The organism is Sulfurimonas sp. RIFOXYD2_FULL_34_21 (assembly GCF_001830805.1).
Lineage (GTDB): Bacteria > Campylobacterota > Campylobacteria > Campylobacterales > Sulfurimonadaceae > Sulfurimonas.
The window spans coordinates 134,673-152,164 of sequence record NZ_MICH01000011.1; the positions used below are offsets into that span (position 1 = coordinate 134,673).

A 17,492-nucleotide genomic window follows, 5' to 3' on the forward strand; every position below is an offset into this window, starting at 1 on the left:
ATCTATGAAGTATCTATTTATTATTTTATCTCTGTTTATCTCTCTTTCTGCTTCACAAAATCAACCTATACAGAAGGTCTCTTTGCAGCTTCAGTGGTTAGATCAGTTTCAGTTTGCCGGTTATTATATAGCCAAAGAGAAAGGCTTTTACAAAGAAGAGGGTTTTGACGTAGATATAAAAAAGTTTAAATATGAGACCGACGTTGTCTCTGATGTATTAAGAGGAAAAACAACTTACGGCATTGGGCGCTCAAGCCTAATCTGGTACTATGCAAAAGGTAAAGATATTTGTCTCTTAAGTGCAATTTTTCAATCATCGCCCATTACTTTAATTGCACTGCAATCATCAGGTATAAAAGATGTAAAGGATTTTGCAGGTAAAAAGGTTATGATAACACAGGATGCAGTTGAGGCAGTATCTGTTTATGCAATGATAAACTCGACCAATACTGACAAAAAGAGCATAGAATTTAAAAGTCATACGTTTAATATTGAAGATTTGATAAGTAAAAATATAGACTTATATACCGGTTATATCTCAAATGAGCCATATTTATTAAATAAAAAAGGTGTGGAGTTTAAGCTTTTTTCTCCAAAAGATAGAGGATTTGATTTTTACGGCGATATCCTTTTCACGTCACAAGAAGAAGCGACAAAATATCCTCAGAGAAGTGATGCTTTTAAAAGGGCATCGTTAAGAGGTTGGGAGTATGCTTTTGATAATATAGAAGAGACTGTTGATATCATTTATAAAAAATACAACTCTTCAAAGAAGTCAAGAGATGCTTTGATGTTTGAAGCACTTGAACTTAAAAAACTCTCTTACGTAAATAATATACCGCTTGGAAGTATCGAAAAAAACAAAGTAGAGAGAATTTTAGATATATATAGAGTTATGGGATTGGTAGAATCAGATGTTAATTTAGATAGAGCCATATTTAGTATCAAAGAGAGGCTCTTAAGCGACGAAGAGGAGAGATATTTAAGGCAAAAAGGAGAAATACATGTATGCGTTGCTCCATCTTCACTTCCTATAAGTGCTATTGAAGAGGGTAAATTTATCGGTATAGGCTCCAATATTTTAAATTTAGCAAAAGAGAGCGTAAAAATTCCATATAAACTTGTATATACAAAAACATGGGAAGAGTCACTTCAAGCAGTTATAGATAAAAAGTGTGATTTGCTTCCGATTGCAAATAATTCGCAAAAAGAAAATGGAGTTAAATATACGACTCCCTATCACTATGAACCGTTGGTTATAGTTACAAATACACAAGAACACTATATACTTGATATCGAGAATATTTTAGATAAAGAGCTTGCCGTCATTGAAAAAAATGCTTTCACATTAGATTTAAAAAGAAGATACCCTAATATTAAATTAAACTATGTGGAGTCGTTAAAAGATGGATTTAAGGGTGTTGAAGAGGGAAAATATTACGGTTATATAGATAATCTAATAACAACTGCTTACGTTTTTAAAAATATACAAAACAAAAATTTAAAAATATCTGGGCAATTTGATGATAAGGTAGGCATATCTTTTGGTGTTAGTGACGATAACTACATGTTATTTGAAATTTTTGAAAAACTCTCAAAAAGTATTAAGCACTCGGACATTAACAATTTTTTCAGCGAATGGGCATCGATAAACTATGTCAAAAATGTAAATTTTGGGTATTTAAAAGAGGTTATTATTTTTATAATATTTATATTTTTCATAGTTTTTTATAAGCAAAATCTTTTAAATAGAAAAAATATTGAATTGGAGAGGTTAAAAGATGAACTGCTAGAGTTAAATAAAACACTTGAATCAAAGGTCTCTTCTGCAGTCAGTGAAATGCAAAAAAAAGATACATATCTGCTTCATAAATCTAGGTTGGTTCAAATGGGAGAGATTGTCAGCATGATAGCGCATCAGTGGAAACAGCCTCTTAGTGCAATTTCAGCACTGCATATATCTATGGTGATGGCAATAGAACTTGAAGAGTATGATTTATGCAATAAAAAACAAAGAGATGATTTTTTAGAGTTTTTAAATGAGAAGTTAAACAAAATTGCTTTAAATACTCAGAATTTAAGCAGCATCGTTTCAGATTTTAGCAATTTTCATAAGCCAAACAAGCTTAAGGAAGAGACAAGTTTAAACAGTCCTATATCACAGGCTTATGGACTTCTTGAAGATAGTTTGTCATCTGAAAATATAGATTTATGTTTAGAGTTAGGTTCAAAAAATAGAGTCATGTTGTATAAAAACGAGTATATTCAAGTTGTACTCAATATAATAAATAATGCAAAAGAGCAGTTTAGACAATATAGTGTAAAAGATGCACAAATAGTTATTAAAAGCTATGACAGAGGTGATGTTGCCGTAATGGAGATAAGCGATAATGCCGGAGGTATAGCCGAAGATATAATAGATAAAATTTTTGACCCTTACTTCTCTACAAAACTTGATAAAAACGGTACGGGACTTGGTCTTAACATGTCAAAAAATATTATTGAGCAGCACCGTAACGGTAAAATATATGCCCAAAATATTAAAGACGGCGCAAAATTTATAATAGAGATATGTGTACATAAGGAAGAGAATGAATAATAGTGTAATAGTTGTAGGAGCAGGGGGAGCGGCTCTTGTAGCTGCTTTGAATGCTTATAAGAGCGGTGCAAAAGTAATCATTATAACAAAAGAGTATCCTACAAGAAGCCAAACATGTATGGCTCAAGGTGGTATAAATGCAGTTTTATCGCAGGAAAATGGGGACAGCATAGAGATACATGTACAAAATACTCTCAAATCAGCAAATGCGTTAGCAGATGAAAAAAGTGTAAGATATATGTGCAATGAGGCACCAAAAGCAGTTAAGTGGCTTGATAGCATCGGAGTTCCTTTTAGCAGAACAAAAGAGTCAAAAATTGCACAAAGAAAACTAGGTGGCGCATACGCCGCTCGCGCATGTTACGCACAAGACTATACGGGACTTAAAATTCTTCATACACTTTATGACAGATGTTTGGAAGCAAAAATAGAAATTTTAAATGAGAGATATTTGCTAGAATTTATAACAAACAAAGATAACGATAACAAAAGTTATGTGTGCGGTGTAAGCGTGCTAAATAAAAGAAGCGGTGAAATAGAGATTTATAAATCCCCAAGTGTTATTGTAGCTACCGGCGGATACAGTAGAATTTTTCACAAATATTCAACAAACTCAACTGCTCAAACCGGAGACGGAATTGCGGCCGCGCTAAGAGCAGGAGCAAGAGTAAGTGATATGGAATTTATACAGTTTCATCCGACTGCACTTAAAAACTCCTCTATTCTTATATCTGAGAGTGCAAGAGGCGCAGGAGGTTATCTTGTAAACTCTAAATTAGAACGCTTCACAAATGAGTTGGCGCCTCGCGATGAGGTCTCTCAAGCTATATATGATGAGATAAAAAAAGGCGAGGATATCTATCTTGATATTCGTCATTTAGGAGCAGAGTTTATAGAAAACGAGCTGCCTCAAGAGGCAAAATTGGCAAAGCTATATGAAAATATAGACGTTTTGTCTGATTTGATACCGATTAAACCTGCCGCACATTACACGATGGGCGGCATTGAAGTCGATGAAAACTCTTCTACATGTATAAATGGGCTTTTCGCAGTCGGAGAGTGTGCAAACCACAAGATTCATGGAGCAAACAGACTAGGTGGAAATTCTCTTTTGGAGTTAGTCGTGTTTGGTAAACAAGCCGGAGAAAATGCTGCAATATATGCTAAAAATTTTGATAAAGAAGTAGATATAACAGAACAAAAAACCATTTTTGAAAAAAATATTACAATTATAATGAATTATACAAACGAGATGAATTTTTATGAAAATCAAGCAAAATTAGGCGAACTGTTTTATAAACATGTAGGAATTAAAAGAGATAAAACTGAGTTGCAAAGTGTTTTAGATGAAGTAAAAAAGATGAAACGTAATCTCTCAAAAATGGGAGTAGGAGATAAAACAAAAGAGTATAACACAAACTTGATAGAGTTTTTGGAGTTTAAAAATATGTTAGAGATAAGTGAGCTTATTTTAATCTCTGCAATAAATCGAGATGAGAGTAGGGGTGCTCATTTTAGAGTTGATTTTCCAAATTCAGATAATAAATTTATGTTTCACACGGTTATAGATAATAATGGGACGGTTAGTTATGAAGATTAATATAAAACGAGAGAGTATTATAGAGTATGATGTTGAGATACAAAATAGAACTCTTTTGGAAGTTTTAAATGAGATAAAAACTACGATTGACTCATCTTTGACATACAGCAGCGGATGCAGAAGCAGTGTATGCGGCAGTTGTGCTATGCGGGTAAACGGGAGAGAAGTTTTGGCATGTTCATATCATGTAAAAGAGGGAGATTTGATTGAGCCGTTAAATAATGCTCCCGTTATTCGTGATTTGGTTGTAGATATGGATAAAGCTTATGGTTTTAATGCAAAAGCAAAGGCATGGCAGAGTATAGAGGTAGAAAATATTTTACTTTCACAGATAGACGAAAAATTAAATGAGCTTCAAAGCGACTGTATTTTATGCGGCTCTTGTTATAGTGCATGTCCCGTTTATAGCGTTAATAGCGAATTCTTAGGACCGTTCTCGCTAACTAGAATCTGGAGATATGTTAGTGATAAACGAGAACAAAATCAAAAAAATAAAATTGATACGATTCAGACAAACGGAGTATGGGACTGTACACTTTGCAATGAGTGTACACTTGTTTGTCCGCAGGGAATTTCAAGTAAAGCAGATATAGAAAAACTAAGAGCAAAGAGTTCAATGCAGGGTTATATGGATCCGAATTTTATCAATTTCGGCGGTGGATTAAGCTTTTAAGTTATTTTAGATTTTGTTTGTTATATAATCAAAACAGTTAGTTTTAAATATGGAGTGTCGGCTATGGCAAAAGAGTATTCATTTGATATAAGTGCAAAAATTGATATGCAAAGTTTTAAAAATGCAATAAATCTTGTTGATAAAGAGGTTGCAAATCGTTATGATTTTAAAGGGACTACTTACGAAGTTGATTATAAAGAAAAGGATAAGCAATTGGTCTTAATAGCATCCAGCGATAATAAACTTGATGCTTTAAAAGATATTGTTATAACAAAACTTTTGAAACAAAATCTCAGCTCAAAAGTTTTAGAAGAGCTAAAAACGGAAAACTCAAGTGGAAACAACAGAAAAGTTACGTTTAAAATTGTTGATTATATCGATTCAAAAGAGGCAAAAAAGATAACGGCAGAGATTAAAAACCTAAAACTAAAAGTAACCGCGCAGATAGAGGGTGACTCAATTAGAGTAAAAGGTGGAAAAATAGATGATTTACAAAAGGTTATCTCTACGATTCGCTCAATGGAGTGGGAAGCTCCTTTAGTTTTTGAAAATATGAGATAAAGGCTATTTACATGACAAAGCTTACTATTTCTGATGCTGCAGAGCAGTTGGGTGTATCAAAAGAGGCGATTCATAACAGGATAAGAAGAGGCTCATTGCAGAGTATTGTTGAAGATGGTGTAAAGCTTGTTATAGTTGATGTTAATGATAGCTCTCAAATGGTGACGGCAAAAAAAACAAATATAAAAGCACAAACACATCATGCAGACGACAGATATTATAAATTTCTTGAGGAGCAAAATGTCAAGCTTCAGCAAAAAGTAGAAACTCTTGAGAGTGAAACCAGAAGTTTAAGAGACCAAAAAGAGAAGATGCTAGTTGAAGAGAGAATAAAAATTGAGCAGATATATAAAGAAAAAGATGAACAGTTAAAAAATATATTGAGTGCTATCTCTTCAAAATTTATGCTAAACACTCCACAAAATGAATTGCAAGTTGAAGAAGAACTATTTGAAGCTGAAATTGAAGAGCAAGAGATAGAAGAAGAGCCGTTTGAGAGCCGCAGACTAATCTCTTTAAATAAATATTTAAAAAGTAAAGATTTCTCAAAGAAAAAGATACTAAAAATAAAAGAGAAGTTTAAAGAGCAGTCAAAGCATGACTCCAGAATCGTTATGATAGGTAAAAAATATTATATAGATTTGCAAAAATATGATTATAGTGATTTTTCTATATAATAGGAGATTTTAAATAGCTAATTAAGTCTTTTAAAGCTAGAATTGCATCTCCACATGGACAGTTGGGAGAGTTGGTTTAATCCAGTCGCCTGGAACGCGGCCGTAGTTAACTCTACCGAGGGTTCGAATCCCTCACTGTCCACCACACCTCTTTTAAACCCCAAAAATAGCTATTTTCAAGACACCTAAAAAATTTTGTGTCATTTTTGTATTAATTTGTCAGGTTACTTGTCTAAATTTATTGTAATATATAATAAAAAAAGCGCTAATCATGGAAGCAGACTTAATTATCAAATCAATTGTGGGACTAATTGCACTTTTGGCAGTGTTGGTGTTTATGTTATTTTTAAATCCCAATAAAAAAGTTAAATCCAAAAAGGAAGCACCCCTTGAGGTGGAAGTAAAGAGTGCAAAAGATGATTCTGTACTAAATACAGATTTAGACGCTCTTATTGAAATCTTAAAAGATAAAGAATCGGATGAGGACAAATTAGCTCAAGCAATTAATTTGATTATAAAACATCACGGCAAAATAGAGAAGAAGTTTGGTGTAAAGTCGCATGCAGATTTTGATATTTACATGGATATAATTTATAAAATATGCAGACATCCAAATACAAACAAGGATTTGATACTAGGCTTTGACAGAGAATTAGGAAGAGCAAATCCCCAATATAAACAAGAGATAGGTGATGCGATAGTAAAAGGACTAAACTCAAGAAAAGTTTAGTCTAAAAAACTAGTGATGTCTGCTGTTTTTTTCTTCTCTTAGCATAGCGTCTAATATTTGTATAACTTTTTGACTTGCTTTTTCAGCATCACTAAAGTATGTCATAACATTTTTCGCTTCCTCGGTACATGTACCTCTTGCAACACAATCAACAGCTTTTTTAATGTTAACATGTACATCTCTGTGCGGTGCTTCAAGAGATGAGAAACTTGATGTTTTGCTAAATTTTTCTCTGCCGATACCTTGTGCGTACCATTTTCCTAAACGACACTCTGTATCAGTCGCAAAAGTAATATCTGATTGTCCTTTAAATACTACTTTATACCCGTTTGACTTAAATAAAAGATGGTCAAGTTTAACTAGAACCATAAATATAGAGTTTGTAACATCTTGGTTTTCTCGAAGAATTGCTACCGAACTCTCTTTTAGTTCGTTCATTTTTTCTTGTAAAGAGTCTATTTGTGAATTTGAATTTGTTGATAACTCTTCCATAGATCTAGAGTGTTCATGTACTTCTTGCGTATTTTGTTTTAGGCTTTGGACTGTTATTTCTACTTCGCTTGTAGCTTTTTGAGTGCGTTCTGCAAGTTTTCTAACCTCGTCTGCAACAACTGCAAATCCTCTGCCGTGTTCTCCCGCACGAGCCGCTTCAATAGCCGCATTTAGAGCAAGAAGATTTGTCTGGTCGCTTATATCCTTGATAAGGTTAATAACGCTTGATATGCTTTCAACATTTGTGTTTAGTGTACTTACCTGTTCATAAGTGCTTGTGATGTGTTCTAAAAGAGAACCCATTGTCTGCATAAGAGCATCTACATCTACTAATGCATCTTGCGCACTATCGCTATTTAATCCGCTTCTTTTATCTATATCTTCCAATGCTTTAAGATTGTCTGTTAAACCGATTTGAAGAAGAGACATGTCGTTTGAACATGCATCTGTCAAATTTCCCGTTAACGACTTTATAAGCTCATTCATAATTTGGTTATTATTAACATGCTCTACTTTTTTTTCAAGACTTGAGATTGTTAGATTTGCTTCTTCAAGCTCTTTCTTTAACTCATCTATCTCTTTATCTTTTACATGTAAATCACGTACAAGCTTCTCATTTTTATTAAAGAACACCAACTACCCCTTTTATTAAATATTGTTAATGTTACCTTTAATGTAATTAAAAGATATTTAAATTTGAGTTATTTCTGTTACATATCCTTGAACAGTATGAATATCTTTATTTTTTAATTTCTCTAACGTCTCTATATTCATAACGCCTACTGCTATAAGCGAGATACCTACCGTATCTGTAATAAGTCTTAGTGCAGATAATGACTGAGTATTTTGAGTCAAAAAGTAATTACTCTCGCCTTTTATATAAATAGGTCTTAAATCCTGTAAGTATTGGTAGTCATCGCCTTCGCCTATAAACTCGAATATACCGATTTCAATACTGTATTTTTTAAATAATTCTATGTAGTCTTTGATATTTCTTGAGTTTTGGTGAACAAGTTTATCAGGCAACTCTATAATTAATCTAAAAGGTAGGGTTGACGCATAAATACGTAGTAGTTCACTCAAATCATGATATGTTGCTGCATTTTCCAGATACTCCTGCGGTAATCTAAGAGAGTAAATCAAGCCGCTTTTTAGCGCTACATGTGAATTTTTAAATAGCATAGGAATAATTTTTTTATAAATATCGTTACTTAGTTTTAATTGAATAGCAGGAGCCATAAATTGAGCATAACTGTAAGAGGTGTTTTTGTCAATATTAAGATTTATGCTAAGAACATTATGTGCAAGTTTTTTAGATTTTGTATCTATAACATTCCAAGATACAAAACTAAATTTGTTATTTTCTATCGCTTCATTTATGATTGTTTTCCAAGCCTCTTTGCCCATTACTTCAACGGCATTTTCTGCTTTTTCTAAGTGAATTCTTTCATGATTGAATTTTGCTTGAGCAAGTGCATTGTCGGAGCGTGAGAAGAGTTCGGCAATGCTGTTTTTATGATTATACTCATAAAGACCTACCGATATAAATGTTTCGTCCGAATCAAGACCTGCTTCATCAATAGCCTCTTTACAAGAGTTTTGTATATTTTTTGCTAACGTCATCGCGTTGTCGTTCGTGCAATCTGGCAAAAGCATGGAGAACTCAGTTCCGTTCATTCTTGCAATAATTGAATCTTTGATATCTTTGGTGCTTTGTCTAAAAATATTTGCAATATCTAAAAAGAGGTTATCTACGCTTTTATGACCTATCTTTTCGTTTGCTTCGATAATTCCGCTAATAGCTATTAATAAATTTACACCGCCTTCGCTAGAAGCATCAACTTTTAAGTATGCAGGAAGTTTGTCTATAAAATATTTACGATTTCTAAGTTGTGTATTTTGGTCAATGTACTCTAACTCTTTTTGAGCTTTTAACTCTTCGTTTCCTTTATCAAACATAGCTTTTACTTTTGAAACCATGTTGTTCATTCCCAAAACTACGTCTTTAAACTCTTTAGTATATGGAATTTTATTTTGCGTAATAAACTCGTTTCTAATAACTGCCGCAGCTTGTCTTTGAACCTCTTTTAAAGGTATTAAAATAGTGTGCAGCAACAAGCTAAGTATGATAAGGCTAATGAGTGCAATAACCATAAAAGAGATTAGTAAATCTATAAGAATGACATAAAGCTGTTTATACGCATAGGTTGCATCACTTTGAACATGTAGTATTCCAACTTGATTCCAACCGTTAGAAACATTTGCATAGGCGACAGGCGCTTTTAAGTTTACAAGCTCTCTGAACCAAGTAGGGACAACTTTTATATCGCTTTCGTTTTTTCTCTCATAAAGAGTATTGTTCTCAACATCAAGAAGGGTAATATTGCGGTAATTTCCGCTGTCAAAATTTGCATTTATCATAGTTGACATCATTGAGAGTTCACCGTTTGCACTTCCAAGCGAAAGAGAGAGTGAAGTTGCCGTATTTTTGGCATCATCATACAGCCTCTCTTGAGCACCCTTGTTTGCACTTTGAAAATTTAATATTAAAACCGTCGTTAATATTATGAATAAAAATAGTGATAGCATAAGAGCTATCTGTTTAAAAAGCGTCATATTTTTTTCCTTTGCATGTTGAGTTTTAGCTCATCCCATTTTTGGTGAGATTTTCCGCTTGTGCCTATTTTGTTAAGTACATCCCCGTTGAAATTATAGATTGGAGTCAAATCTTTTCTTTGTGATGCGGGAAATATTTTGTGGTTATTGTTGTCTAAAATCAGTGGTTCGCTTCTAGGCGTTTCAAAGTAAGTTAGAACCATGTGCGGTTCTTTGAAGTTTGTAGAGCGAACATAAGTAAAATATAGCTTTTTATAATCAACACCAAGATACTTAAGAGCAAAATATTTGCTTATAACGTAGTCTTCACAATCTCCCATATCATTGCCTAAAAATTCCCATGGTGTTGCCCAGTAATCTTTTTTGCCGTAAACCTTCATGTCACTTCCGTATCTGACATCATTAAAAAAACTGTTTACCGCTTCTAGTTTTTCTAAATCACTCTTATTTTTAACGCTATCAAGAGCCTCCTGAAGGAAAAAAAATCTTTTTTTTGCAAATACATTATACTTGTTACCGATTTCATCAAGCAACGCTCTATCTATATAAGGTTCATTTGCAAATATTATCTTTGCAAAAAACAGTAGCAATAATATAAGTGTTTTTAACCTAAGCATGGAGTGATTATATCCAAATATTTACAATATTAGTGCTGTCTTTTATTGAAGCCCGACGTCCCGTTTTTGCTCTTTTTTTCAAAATTATCGGCGTATGGTCTTAGATAAATCGGTACTGTTCGCCCTTGAAGTTTCATCATATCTTCTAGCATATATTTTGCTACAAGCTCTGCATCTATCATTTTAACTTCACAAAGATAAGTAAAGAGAAGTTCTCCTAATCTTTGAAGTGAAATCTGCCATGTAGAGTCCGTTTGAGTATAAATCCAGATACTAAAATCATAAAAATTTTCAAATACGCTTCCGTCTTGCCAAATTAGTTCTATACTTCGTTTAAAATTACCGCTATTGTATGTCAAATCCCAAAATCTTGAAAATCTTTTCATAATGCCTATGTCGCTAAAAGAGAGTTGTGAGTTTTGCAAGATATCATAAGGCGGTATATCGCTGTAAATCATGCCGTGTTCTATGTCATGACGATTTATGAATGTACCGGATAATTTTTTTAGGATTCCTATTTGTATTTCACAACCACTTAGGCTTACAAGTTCGTCTAGGTTTTTCCCAAAACTCTCTAGCGATTCTCCCGGAAGTCCAACTATCAAATCAAGATGTATATGGGCTTTTGTTTCGTGCTCCAAAAACTTTATATTCTCTTTTATTTTATCAAGCTTTAGCGGTCTTGAGATATTATCTGCAATTATAGGATTTAGGGTTTGAATGCCTATCTCAAGTTGTAAAGCCCCATCCGGGAATTTGCTGATTTTCTCTTTTATCGAATCTGGAAAATGATCTGGAACTACTTCAAAATGGGCAAAGTATGGAGGAGTTTTTTCTAAAAAAAAGTCCAAAAGTCTATTTGCGGTTTTTATATTTAGGTTAAAAGTTCTGTCTATAAACTTGAATGCTCTAGCGCCTCTTTGCCAAAGAAGCTCAAACTCCTCTAAAAGCTCATCAAGATTAAACGATCTTACTTTTTCGTCCATAGAAGATAGGCAAAATTCACACTCAAACGGGCATCCTCTTGAAGCTTCTACATAGATATAGCGATTTTTTATATCTTCATCCGTGTAAAATTTATATGGAAGTTTTAGATTTTTTAAAGAGGGCATACCCATTTTTATAATTTTTTCTTTTGGCTCATTATCACCTAAAATATCTTTGCAAAGTTCATAAAAAGCAAAATCTCCTTCGCCTTGAATAATAAAATCGGCACTATCAAGATTTACGCGAAAAGGTTCATGGGAAACTTCCGGTCCGCCTAAGACGATTCTTGTATCGGGGGATACTTTTTTTATTACATGTATAAGTTCACGTACCTCTGAAACATTCCAGATATATACACCTATACCTATTATTTTTGGATTATGAACAAGTATTTTTTGTGCAATTGATTGTACGGCATCGTTTATGCTAAATTCTAATATTATTGCATCATCTTGCAGTTGTGATAAGTTTGCATATAGATATCTAAGCGCGATAGAGGTATGGGTATATCTTGAGTTAAGAGTTGTTAGGATAATTTTTTTCATGATGAAAGTTTAGCATAATTATCCACGCCACAAGGAGAATGGGCAGGATAACTAAAATAATTTATAGGTAGTATTTAATATCTCAAACTATGAAAGGGGTTGAACATAATCGAGATATAAAATTATATTTATTATAAGTTAATAATAAGTAAATAGTTACTTTTTATTATTAATTCTGCTTCCCTCTTCAACCATTTCGTCCAATTTGCCAAATAACACATTCGACGCATTCTCCATCTCAACAAAGTTTTCATAGACTTTCGTTGGATGATCTAACTTTAAGACACTGTTGTCTTTTATAAATAGTTGATTTTTAAGAACGGAGTCGTGTACTTTAGCGTGTACTGCGTCTATCTCTTTGAATACCTTGGTATGACCGAACTTCTCTTCTCCTATGCCGAGATACCATTTGCCCATCCGGCAGTTTTTATGATCCACAAAATTTTTATTTGCATTAGCATTTAAAACTGCTGAGTAAGCAGTTGATTTGAAAATAATATGGTCAACCTTTACCAATGTGGTAAACAGTTTATTATTTATCCTTGATGAGACTTCGGATGATCTATTTGCATAAGAGTTTAGCTCTTCAAATGTTTTTTGGAACTCGTGAATTACATCATTAGACTCATAAGCGATATCGGAGATATTGTCGGAATTGCTTCTCATATCGTTTGTCTCTTGTTGAAGAGTGGATATATTTATCTCTATCTCTTGCGTAGCTTTTTGTGTGCGCTCTGCTAGTTTTCTAACCTCATCTGCGACAACCGCGAACCCTCTGCCGTGCTCACCGGCACGTGCCGCTTCAATAGCCGCATTGAGTGCAAGTAGATTTGTTTGGTCTGCAATATCTTTGATGAGACCTACCACGTTTGATATATCTCTTGATCTCTGCTCAAGATTGATAATAGTTTCATTAGATGTAGAGATAGTACTGACAAGCACGTTTAGTTTTTCACTGATTTCCATAACGCTATTAAGACTTTTTGCCGATAAATCCGCAGTTTTATAGGCAACTTGTGAAATTTCATCAGAACCGTTTTGAGATGCTACAATATCTTTTTGTATCACTTCCAAACCTGTGCCTATCCCTCCACCCAGTTGGCTTAGTTTATCGGATAGAGCGCTTTTTATTTTAGTTTCATATCCCATAGAGATTGATGAAATTGCCAGTTTTAATTTTTCAGAAGTCGTGCGAAATATTCCATGCAGTCCAGCAGGGTTTGTTGTTCTGTATGTTTTGCCAACTGAAGCACTCTCTATAGATGTTTCAACATCTCTCATAAAAGCTTCAAGCTGATCAAGAACATCGTTAATGGTCCATGCAAATGCAGATTCTTTTGAATTGTCGTTTGGTATATTTGTAATTCTTCCGCTTAATTTTCCATCGGCAGCATCTTTTAGTACTTTAATGACTAAGTCATGCATTTGCTCATGTTTTTGTTTATTTTTATTGGTTTTGAAGAGAGATAATAAGCTCATCGTAACTTGCTCCTTTTTCTTTTAATATGTCTGTTAAAATTTTAAATGATGCGTCAACACCCTCTTTTTTTTCGACTTCAATCATCTTTTTATATACAGGTATGATAACTTCAATAGCTTTTGGATTTGGTTTTCTTCTAACCGAGTAGTAGTCAACTATGTTGCCTTTTACATCTAGCGTTGCAGTTATGTTTGCATATACCCAGTAATCGTTACCATTTTTTGTTTTGTTTACAACATAGGCAAAAACTTCTTGCTTTTTCGGTATAACATCCCATAAATATCTAAAAACTGCCTTTGGCATATCCGGATGCCTGATTATACTATGCGGTTTTCCAAGCAGCTCATCTTCGCTGTACTCAGCCATCTCCATAAAAATTTGATTACAGTAAGTTATACGACCTTTTAGGTCGGTTTTTGATACTATAAAGTCATCTTCTTTCATCTCTTTTAACATTCTAACAGCCCCTCCATTTAATTTTTATTTGTTATGTTTATTTAAGTTAAAAAAATTATAGCACAATTTTGTCACAATAATAGGTTATAATCCCAAATGTCATTACTATTAGCTATATTTTACTTTTTTTACTTCTCAATTATCGGTGTTTATATAATATTTTTACCGAAAGTTTTATCCATGTCAGGGTACGCAGCAAGCGATATAGGCATCATATTTGCAGCTGCTCCTTTGGTTCGTTTTATAGTTCCTTTTGCTTTTATAAAAGGGCTTAAAATTAACGTAACAAGCTTTAATGTTGCACTTTTGATAATGTGTTTAAGCTCTGTTTCTTTTTATTTTTCATTGGATAATTTTTATAAACTTCTATTTTCAAATATATTTTTGGGTGTAGGACTTAGTCTTGTGCTTCCATACATAGAGCTTATCTCTTTAAAACATCTCAAAAAAGAGAGATACGGTAAAATCAGACTTTTTGGTTCAGTAGGATTTATACTTGTTGCACTTGTATTAGTAAAATTTTTAAGCTCGGCAAATATTGCTCTTGCATATCTTCTTGTCTTAACATTTACAACATCTATAGCGGCATTTATAATAGCTAGAAAAGCAGACACACTTTTAGATAAACATGAAGATACGATTAACGATATAGATATAGTTGCCGATTGGAAATTGTGGGTAGGGCTTACGCTTATGCAGGTAAGTTTCGGTTCATTTTATAACTTCTTTACGATTTACGAAACCGACCATGGGATTAGTTTGGATATGACAATATATCTTTGGAGTTTTGGGGTTATTGTTGAGATATTTATGCTCTATTTTCAAGGCTCTTTGCTTCGTAAAAATCTTCTTTTAATTCTTCAAATAACTACTTTAGTAACAGCTTTTCGTTGGTTTTTGCTATTTTTATATCCGCAGAATATATCGGTTTTGTTCTTCTCACAAGCACTTCACGCTCTTAGTTTTGCCCTTTTTCACTCCGCGGCAATTAGCTATTTGTATTATCTGTACAAGCATAAATCATTGGCACAGCAGTTTTTTTCCGGAATAACCTATGGATTTGGGGCATTTGCGGGTGCGATAGTAGCAGGATATGTGTATGAACTATATCCAAAATATCTATTTTTAAGCGCGACTTTCATCGCACTTATAGCAGCTTGGTTTTTGTATCTTTGGGGAGGGCACAAAAAAAATCTTTTTTTATGACTCTTTATTTACATGTACATCCATTTGAGGATAAGGGATAGAGATGCCTTTTTCATCAAACGTAAGTTTTACTCTCTCTAACATGTCAAAGTGTACGTTCCAGTAATCTTCCGTTTTTACCCATGCACGAAAAACAAGGTTAACGCTGCTGCTGCCTAATTCGCCGACTGCTACAAAAGGAGCAGGTTCTTTTAGAACTCTCTCATCATCATGCATAATTTGCAAAAGAGTCTCTTTTGCAAGTTTTAAATCATCGTTGTAGCCTATGCCAAAAACGTGACTAACACGACGGGTTGTTTTGTTTGAATAGTTTGTTACGTTGCCGCTTATTATCGAAGAGTTTGGAACAATGGTAACCTTGTTGTCGCCGGTAGCAATAACCGTAGAAAATAGATTTATATCCTCAACTATTCCAGAAGCTCCTGCTGCATCTATAAAATCTCCAACTTTAAAGGGGCGAAAAATTATTATTAGTACGGCGGCACCTATGTTTGAGAGTGAATCTTTAAGTGCTAGCCCGATAGCTAAAGAAGCGGCACCAAAAACTGCTAAAAATGATGTCGTGTTTATACCTAAAGCATTTAAGGAAGCTAAAACTACAACAATTAAAAGTGCGAAATAGATAACATTTTCTAAAAATTCAACTAAAGTAAGGTCTATTTTTGCTTTTATCATTACCGTTTTAATTAAAGCTGTAAGTTTTTTAACGGCTGATTTGCCGATAAAAAGTATAACAACCGCAGCAATGATTTTTAAGCCGTATTCGCTCAAATAGGCAAAAACAAAATCAGAATATTTTGTTAAATCCATTTCTACCCCTTTAAAATATAAAGTTAAAAAGCAATAAAATTAAAAGCTGTAAACAAAAGAGGTATTTTGAATTAAATCATAATCTTGTGCGCCTACCGGAGGTCTGTTGTCTTTATCATAAGATATGCTAAATTTTAAAAAGAGGTCTCTATATACGCCTAGTTTAAGTTCAAGTTCATGAGATTGGATAGTATCGCTGAAATCACTTGCTTTTGGTTGATAATAGAGTGCATAAGCAACCGAAGATGTTTTGCTAAGGTCAATTGCATAAGCAAAATATGAGTTTACTCTTAAATTGTTTTCTGAAGGGTTTATTGTAGAGTTGGCATAATTTATATTTTCATAAAAGCCGCCGATACCAAAGTACCCTTTACCTCTTTGAAGCAGATTAAACAGCTCTAGTCTTACGCCGCCGCCGCCTAATATTCTGTTGTTAATTCTTTTAAACTCATCATTTTGAAGTTGTATAAAGATTTCGCCCATAAAGGTTTTGTCTGTTATAGAGTGCATATATCTTGTATGAGCAAACAGTTTATTCGTATCTTCTTTTCCGTTAGATTTTGAATAAGCTCCTGATGCCTCTGCCCACGCTATGTAGTCGATGTTGTTGTCATAGGTTGTTCTTGCCGAGACTTTATAGCTGTCTTTTTCGGTATTTCCTCTTGTTGTTTCAAGCGCACCCTCTATGCTGTTTGAAAAACCGGGTTTTTTCCCTATCTCAACGGGAGCAATGGAAACTAATGCAAAAAGTGACTGTGTTGTTATGAGTGTTGTTAATAGTAATGTTTTCATGCGTGTAATTCTACCTTCATATCCTTAAAACTATTTTTTACCTCATCTATTTTTTTTATAATTGCACTATATTTTTCTACATGTGAGGAGTTGATGAAGTGTATCAAATCTCTATATTTCAGATAGTTTTTCCAGACTTTATCTGAAGCTTCTTCTTTGCCTCTTTTATGTAGTTCAAAGCTAACAGAAGCATTTATAAAACCTTTTAAAAGATTTACTTCATCATTTTGCTCAAATCTTCTCTCAAACCAGATAACTTCCAAATCTTCATGCGCATCGTAAAAATTTTGATTATGTAGGTTGTTTATAAATTTTTCAAACTGTTTTTCTGTCTTAATCATCAAAAACCGTCATGTTTTTTCTCCAGTAGCTTCGTCCACCCTTTAGGGAAATGCAGTGATGGTTAGGAAATTTTTTTCTGTACTCATTAAGCCTGTTTAGCGTTGATTTTCCGCTGTCGCAGTAAAAGACAAATACGCTTCCATTTGGCTCTTTGCTTAGTTCAAAAGGGTTGTATATAACCGTATCAATATAGTCGATTGAAGATAAAATAGTGTCAATGAGCAGAACCTTTACATTTTGAGCTTCAAGTATTTTTTTGTTTTTTAAAAACTCTTCTTGAGTCCATTCTTTAGGAAAATTCATAATATC

17 protein-coding genes and 1 tRNA gene are annotated in these 17,492 nt (G+C 33.6%); 8 read left to right on the forward strand and 10 right to left on the reverse strand.

Features of this window, described 5'->3' with window-relative positions; genetic code table 11:
* Window positions 1–4: 4 nt before the first annotated feature.
* The 7 genes from A2530_RS08280 (at window position 5) to A2530_RS08310 (ending at window position 6,840) form a co-directional block, all read left to right on the forward strand.
* Window positions 5–2,599 carry an ABC transporter substrate-binding protein gene (locus A2530_RS08280; protein ID WP_294883248.1) on the forward strand — a complete coding sequence of 865 codons (2,595 nt, stop codon included), beginning with the start codon at window positions 5–7 and terminating at the stop codon, window positions 2,597–2,599.
* The gene (locus tag A2530_RS08285) at window positions 2,592–4,199 is read left to right on the forward strand and encodes an FAD-binding protein (RefSeq protein WP_294883246.1); all 1,608 of its coding nucleotides are present in this window, start codon (window positions 2,592–2,594) and stop codon (window positions 4,197–4,199) included. Before A2530_RS08280 ends, A2530_RS08285 begins: the two co-directional genes overlap by 8 nt.
* Window positions 4,189–4,872 (forward strand): 2Fe-2S iron-sulfur cluster-binding protein, encoded by a 684-nt coding sequence (locus A2530_RS08290; RefSeq protein WP_294883244.1) that lies wholly within the window; start codon window positions 4,189–4,191, stop codon window positions 4,870–4,872. The genes A2530_RS08285 and A2530_RS08290 overlap by 11 nt, the downstream gene beginning before the upstream one ends.
* Before the next feature lie 63 nt (window positions 4,873–4,935).
* Entirely contained in the window at window positions 4,936–5,433 is a 498-nt protein-coding gene (locus tag A2530_RS08295; protein WP_294883241.1) for a YajQ family cyclic di-GMP-binding protein, read from the forward strand.
* Window positions 5,434–5,444: 11 nt separating this feature from the next.
* Window positions 5,445–6,110, forward strand: coding sequence for a DNA-binding protein (locus A2530_RS08300; RefSeq protein ID WP_294883239.1), 666 nt, complete (start codon window positions 5,445–5,447; stop codon window positions 6,108–6,110).
* 56 nt (window positions 6,111–6,166) lie between these two features.
* Window positions 6,167–6,255, forward strand: a tRNA-Ser gene (locus tag A2530_RS08305).
* A gap of 126 nt (window positions 6,256–6,381) precedes the next feature.
* Entirely contained in the window at window positions 6,382–6,840 is a 459-nt protein-coding gene (locus A2530_RS08310) for a hypothetical protein (protein ID WP_294883237.1), read from the forward strand.
* A gap of 9 nt (window positions 6,841–6,849) precedes the next feature.
* On the opposite strand, the gene A2530_RS08315 is transcribed toward A2530_RS08310, so the two are convergent.
* The 6 genes from A2530_RS08315 to A2530_RS08340 all read right to left on the reverse strand — a co-directional run bounded on the left by A2530_RS08315 (window position 6,850) and on the right by A2530_RS08340 (window position 14,033).
* Window positions 6,850–7,965 carry a methyl-accepting chemotaxis protein gene (locus tag A2530_RS08315; protein ID WP_294883235.1) on the reverse strand — a complete coding sequence of 372 codons (1,116 nt, stop codon included), beginning with the start codon at window positions 7,963–7,965 and terminating at the stop codon, window positions 6,850–6,852.
* A 57-nt stretch (window positions 7,966–8,022) separates the two neighbouring features.
* The gene (locus tag A2530_RS08320; RefSeq protein ID WP_294883232.1) at window positions 8,023–9,948 is read right to left on the reverse strand and encodes a LapD/MoxY N-terminal periplasmic domain-containing protein; all 1,926 of its coding nucleotides are present in this window, start codon (window positions 9,946–9,948) and stop codon (window positions 8,023–8,025) included.
* Window positions 9,945–10,565 carry a transglutaminase-like cysteine peptidase gene (locus A2530_RS08325; protein ID WP_294883230.1) on the reverse strand — a complete coding sequence of 207 codons (621 nt, stop codon included), beginning with the start codon at window positions 10,563–10,565 and terminating at the stop codon, window positions 9,945–9,947. The genes A2530_RS08320 and A2530_RS08325 overlap by 4 nt, the downstream gene beginning before the upstream one ends.
* Before the next feature lie 29 nt (window positions 10,566–10,594).
* A complete protein-coding gene (locus A2530_RS08330; protein WP_294883228.1) occupies window positions 10,595–12,097 on the reverse strand; it encodes a DUF4080 domain-containing protein in 1,503 nt (500 codons plus the stop codon).
* A 156-nt stretch (window positions 12,098–12,253) separates the two neighbouring features.
* A complete protein-coding gene (locus tag A2530_RS08335; RefSeq protein ID WP_294883226.1) occupies window positions 12,254–13,576 on the reverse strand; it encodes a methyl-accepting chemotaxis protein in 1,323 nt (440 codons plus the stop codon).
* Entirely contained in the window at window positions 13,545–14,033 is a 489-nt protein-coding gene (locus A2530_RS08340) for a PAS domain-containing protein (RefSeq protein WP_294883223.1), read from the reverse strand. Before A2530_RS08340 ends, A2530_RS08335 begins: the two co-directional genes overlap by 32 nt.
* A gap of 96 nt (window positions 14,034–14,129) precedes the next feature.
* On the opposite strand from A2530_RS08340, the gene A2530_RS08345 reads away from it, so the two are divergent.
* Window positions 14,130–15,239, forward strand: coding sequence for an MFS transporter (locus A2530_RS08345; protein WP_294883221.1), 1,110 nt, complete (start codon window positions 14,130–14,132; stop codon window positions 15,237–15,239).
* Here A2530_RS08345 and A2530_RS08350 read toward each other — a convergent pair.
* Genes A2530_RS08350 through A2530_RS08365 form a run of 4 tightly spaced genes read right to left on the reverse strand, consistent with a single transcriptional unit; the run spans window position 15,234 to window position 17,486 of the window.
* The gene (locus A2530_RS08350; RefSeq protein ID WP_294883218.1) at window positions 15,234–16,049 is read right to left on the reverse strand and encodes a mechanosensitive ion channel domain-containing protein; all 816 of its coding nucleotides are present in this window, start codon (window positions 16,047–16,049) and stop codon (window positions 15,234–15,236) included. The two genes, A2530_RS08345 and A2530_RS08350, sit on opposite strands and share 6 nt — an antisense overlap.
* A gap of 39 nt (window positions 16,050–16,088) precedes the next feature.
* The gene (locus A2530_RS08355; RefSeq protein WP_294883215.1) at window positions 16,089–16,841 is read right to left on the reverse strand and encodes a DUF481 domain-containing protein; all 753 of its coding nucleotides are present in this window, start codon (window positions 16,839–16,841) and stop codon (window positions 16,089–16,091) included.
* Window positions 16,838–17,182 (reverse strand): DUF309 domain-containing protein, encoded by a 345-nt coding sequence (locus tag A2530_RS08360; protein WP_294883212.1) that lies wholly within the window; start codon window positions 17,180–17,182, stop codon window positions 16,838–16,840. Before A2530_RS08360 ends, A2530_RS08355 begins: the two co-directional genes overlap by 4 nt.
* On the reverse strand, window positions 17,175–17,486 hold the full coding sequence (locus A2530_RS08365; protein WP_294883210.1) for a hypothetical protein: 312 nt from the start codon (window positions 17,484–17,486) through the stop codon (window positions 17,175–17,177). Before A2530_RS08365 ends, A2530_RS08360 begins: the two co-directional genes overlap by 8 nt.
* Window positions 17,487–17,492: the final 6 nt, after the last annotated feature.

What these genes read in the sequence shown, in the direction of transcription:
- A2530_RS08280 (WP_294883248.1), top strand. Translation starts at nt 5, where the DNA reads ATGAAGTATCTATTTATTATTTTATCTCTGTTTATCTCTCTTTCTGCT.
- A2530_RS08285 (WP_294883246.1), top strand. Translation starts at nt 2,592, where the DNA reads ATGAATAATAGTGTAATAGTTGTAGGAGCAGGGGGAGCGGCTCTTGTA.
- A2530_RS08290 (WP_294883244.1), top strand. Translation starts at nt 4,189, where the DNA reads ATGAAGATTAATATAAAACGAGAGAGTATTATAGAGTATGATGTTGAG.
- A2530_RS08295 (WP_294883241.1), top strand. Translation starts at nt 4,936, where the DNA reads ATGGCAAAAGAGTATTCATTTGATATAAGTGCAAAAATTGATATGCAA.
- A2530_RS08300 (WP_294883239.1), top strand. Translation starts at nt 5,445, where the DNA reads ATGACAAAGCTTACTATTTCTGATGCTGCAGAGCAGTTGGGTGTATCA.
- A2530_RS08310 (WP_294883237.1), top strand. Translation starts at nt 6,382, where the DNA reads ATGGAAGCAGACTTAATTATCAAATCAATTGTGGGACTAATTGCACTT.
- A2530_RS08320 (WP_294883232.1), bottom strand. Translation starts at nt 9,948, where the DNA reads ATGACGCTTTTTAAACAGATAGCTCTTATGCTATCACTATTTTTATTC.
- A2530_RS08325 (WP_294883230.1), bottom strand. Translation starts at nt 10,565, where the DNA reads ATGCTTAGGTTAAAAACACTTATATTATTGCTACTGTTTTTTGCAAAG.
- A2530_RS08330 (WP_294883228.1), bottom strand. Translation starts at nt 12,097, where the DNA reads ATGAAAAAAATTATCCTAACAACTCTTAACTCAAGATATACCCATACC.
- A2530_RS08335 (WP_294883226.1), bottom strand. Translation starts at nt 13,576, where the DNA reads ATGAGCTTATTATCTCTCTTCAAAACCAATAAAAATAAACAAAAACAT.
- A2530_RS08340 (WP_294883223.1), bottom strand. Translation starts at nt 14,033, where the DNA reads ATGTTAAAAGAGATGAAAGAAGATGACTTTATAGTATCAAAAACCGAC.
- A2530_RS08345 (WP_294883221.1), top strand. Translation starts at nt 14,130, where the DNA reads ATGTCATTACTATTAGCTATATTTTACTTTTTTTACTTCTCAATTATC.
- A2530_RS08350 (WP_294883218.1), bottom strand. Translation starts at nt 16,049, where the DNA reads ATGGATTTAACAAAATATTCTGATTTTGTTTTTGCCTATTTGAGCGAA.
- A2530_RS08355 (WP_294883215.1), bottom strand. Translation starts at nt 16,841, where the DNA reads ATGAAAACATTACTATTAACAACACTCATAACAACACAGTCACTTTTT.
- A2530_RS08360 (WP_294883212.1), bottom strand. Translation starts at nt 17,182, where the DNA reads ATGATTAAGACAGAAAAACAGTTTGAAAAATTTATAAACAACCTACAT.
- A2530_RS08365 (WP_294883210.1), bottom strand. Translation starts at nt 17,486, where the DNA reads ATGAATTTTCCTAAAGAATGGACTCAAGAAGAGTTTTTAAAAAACAAA.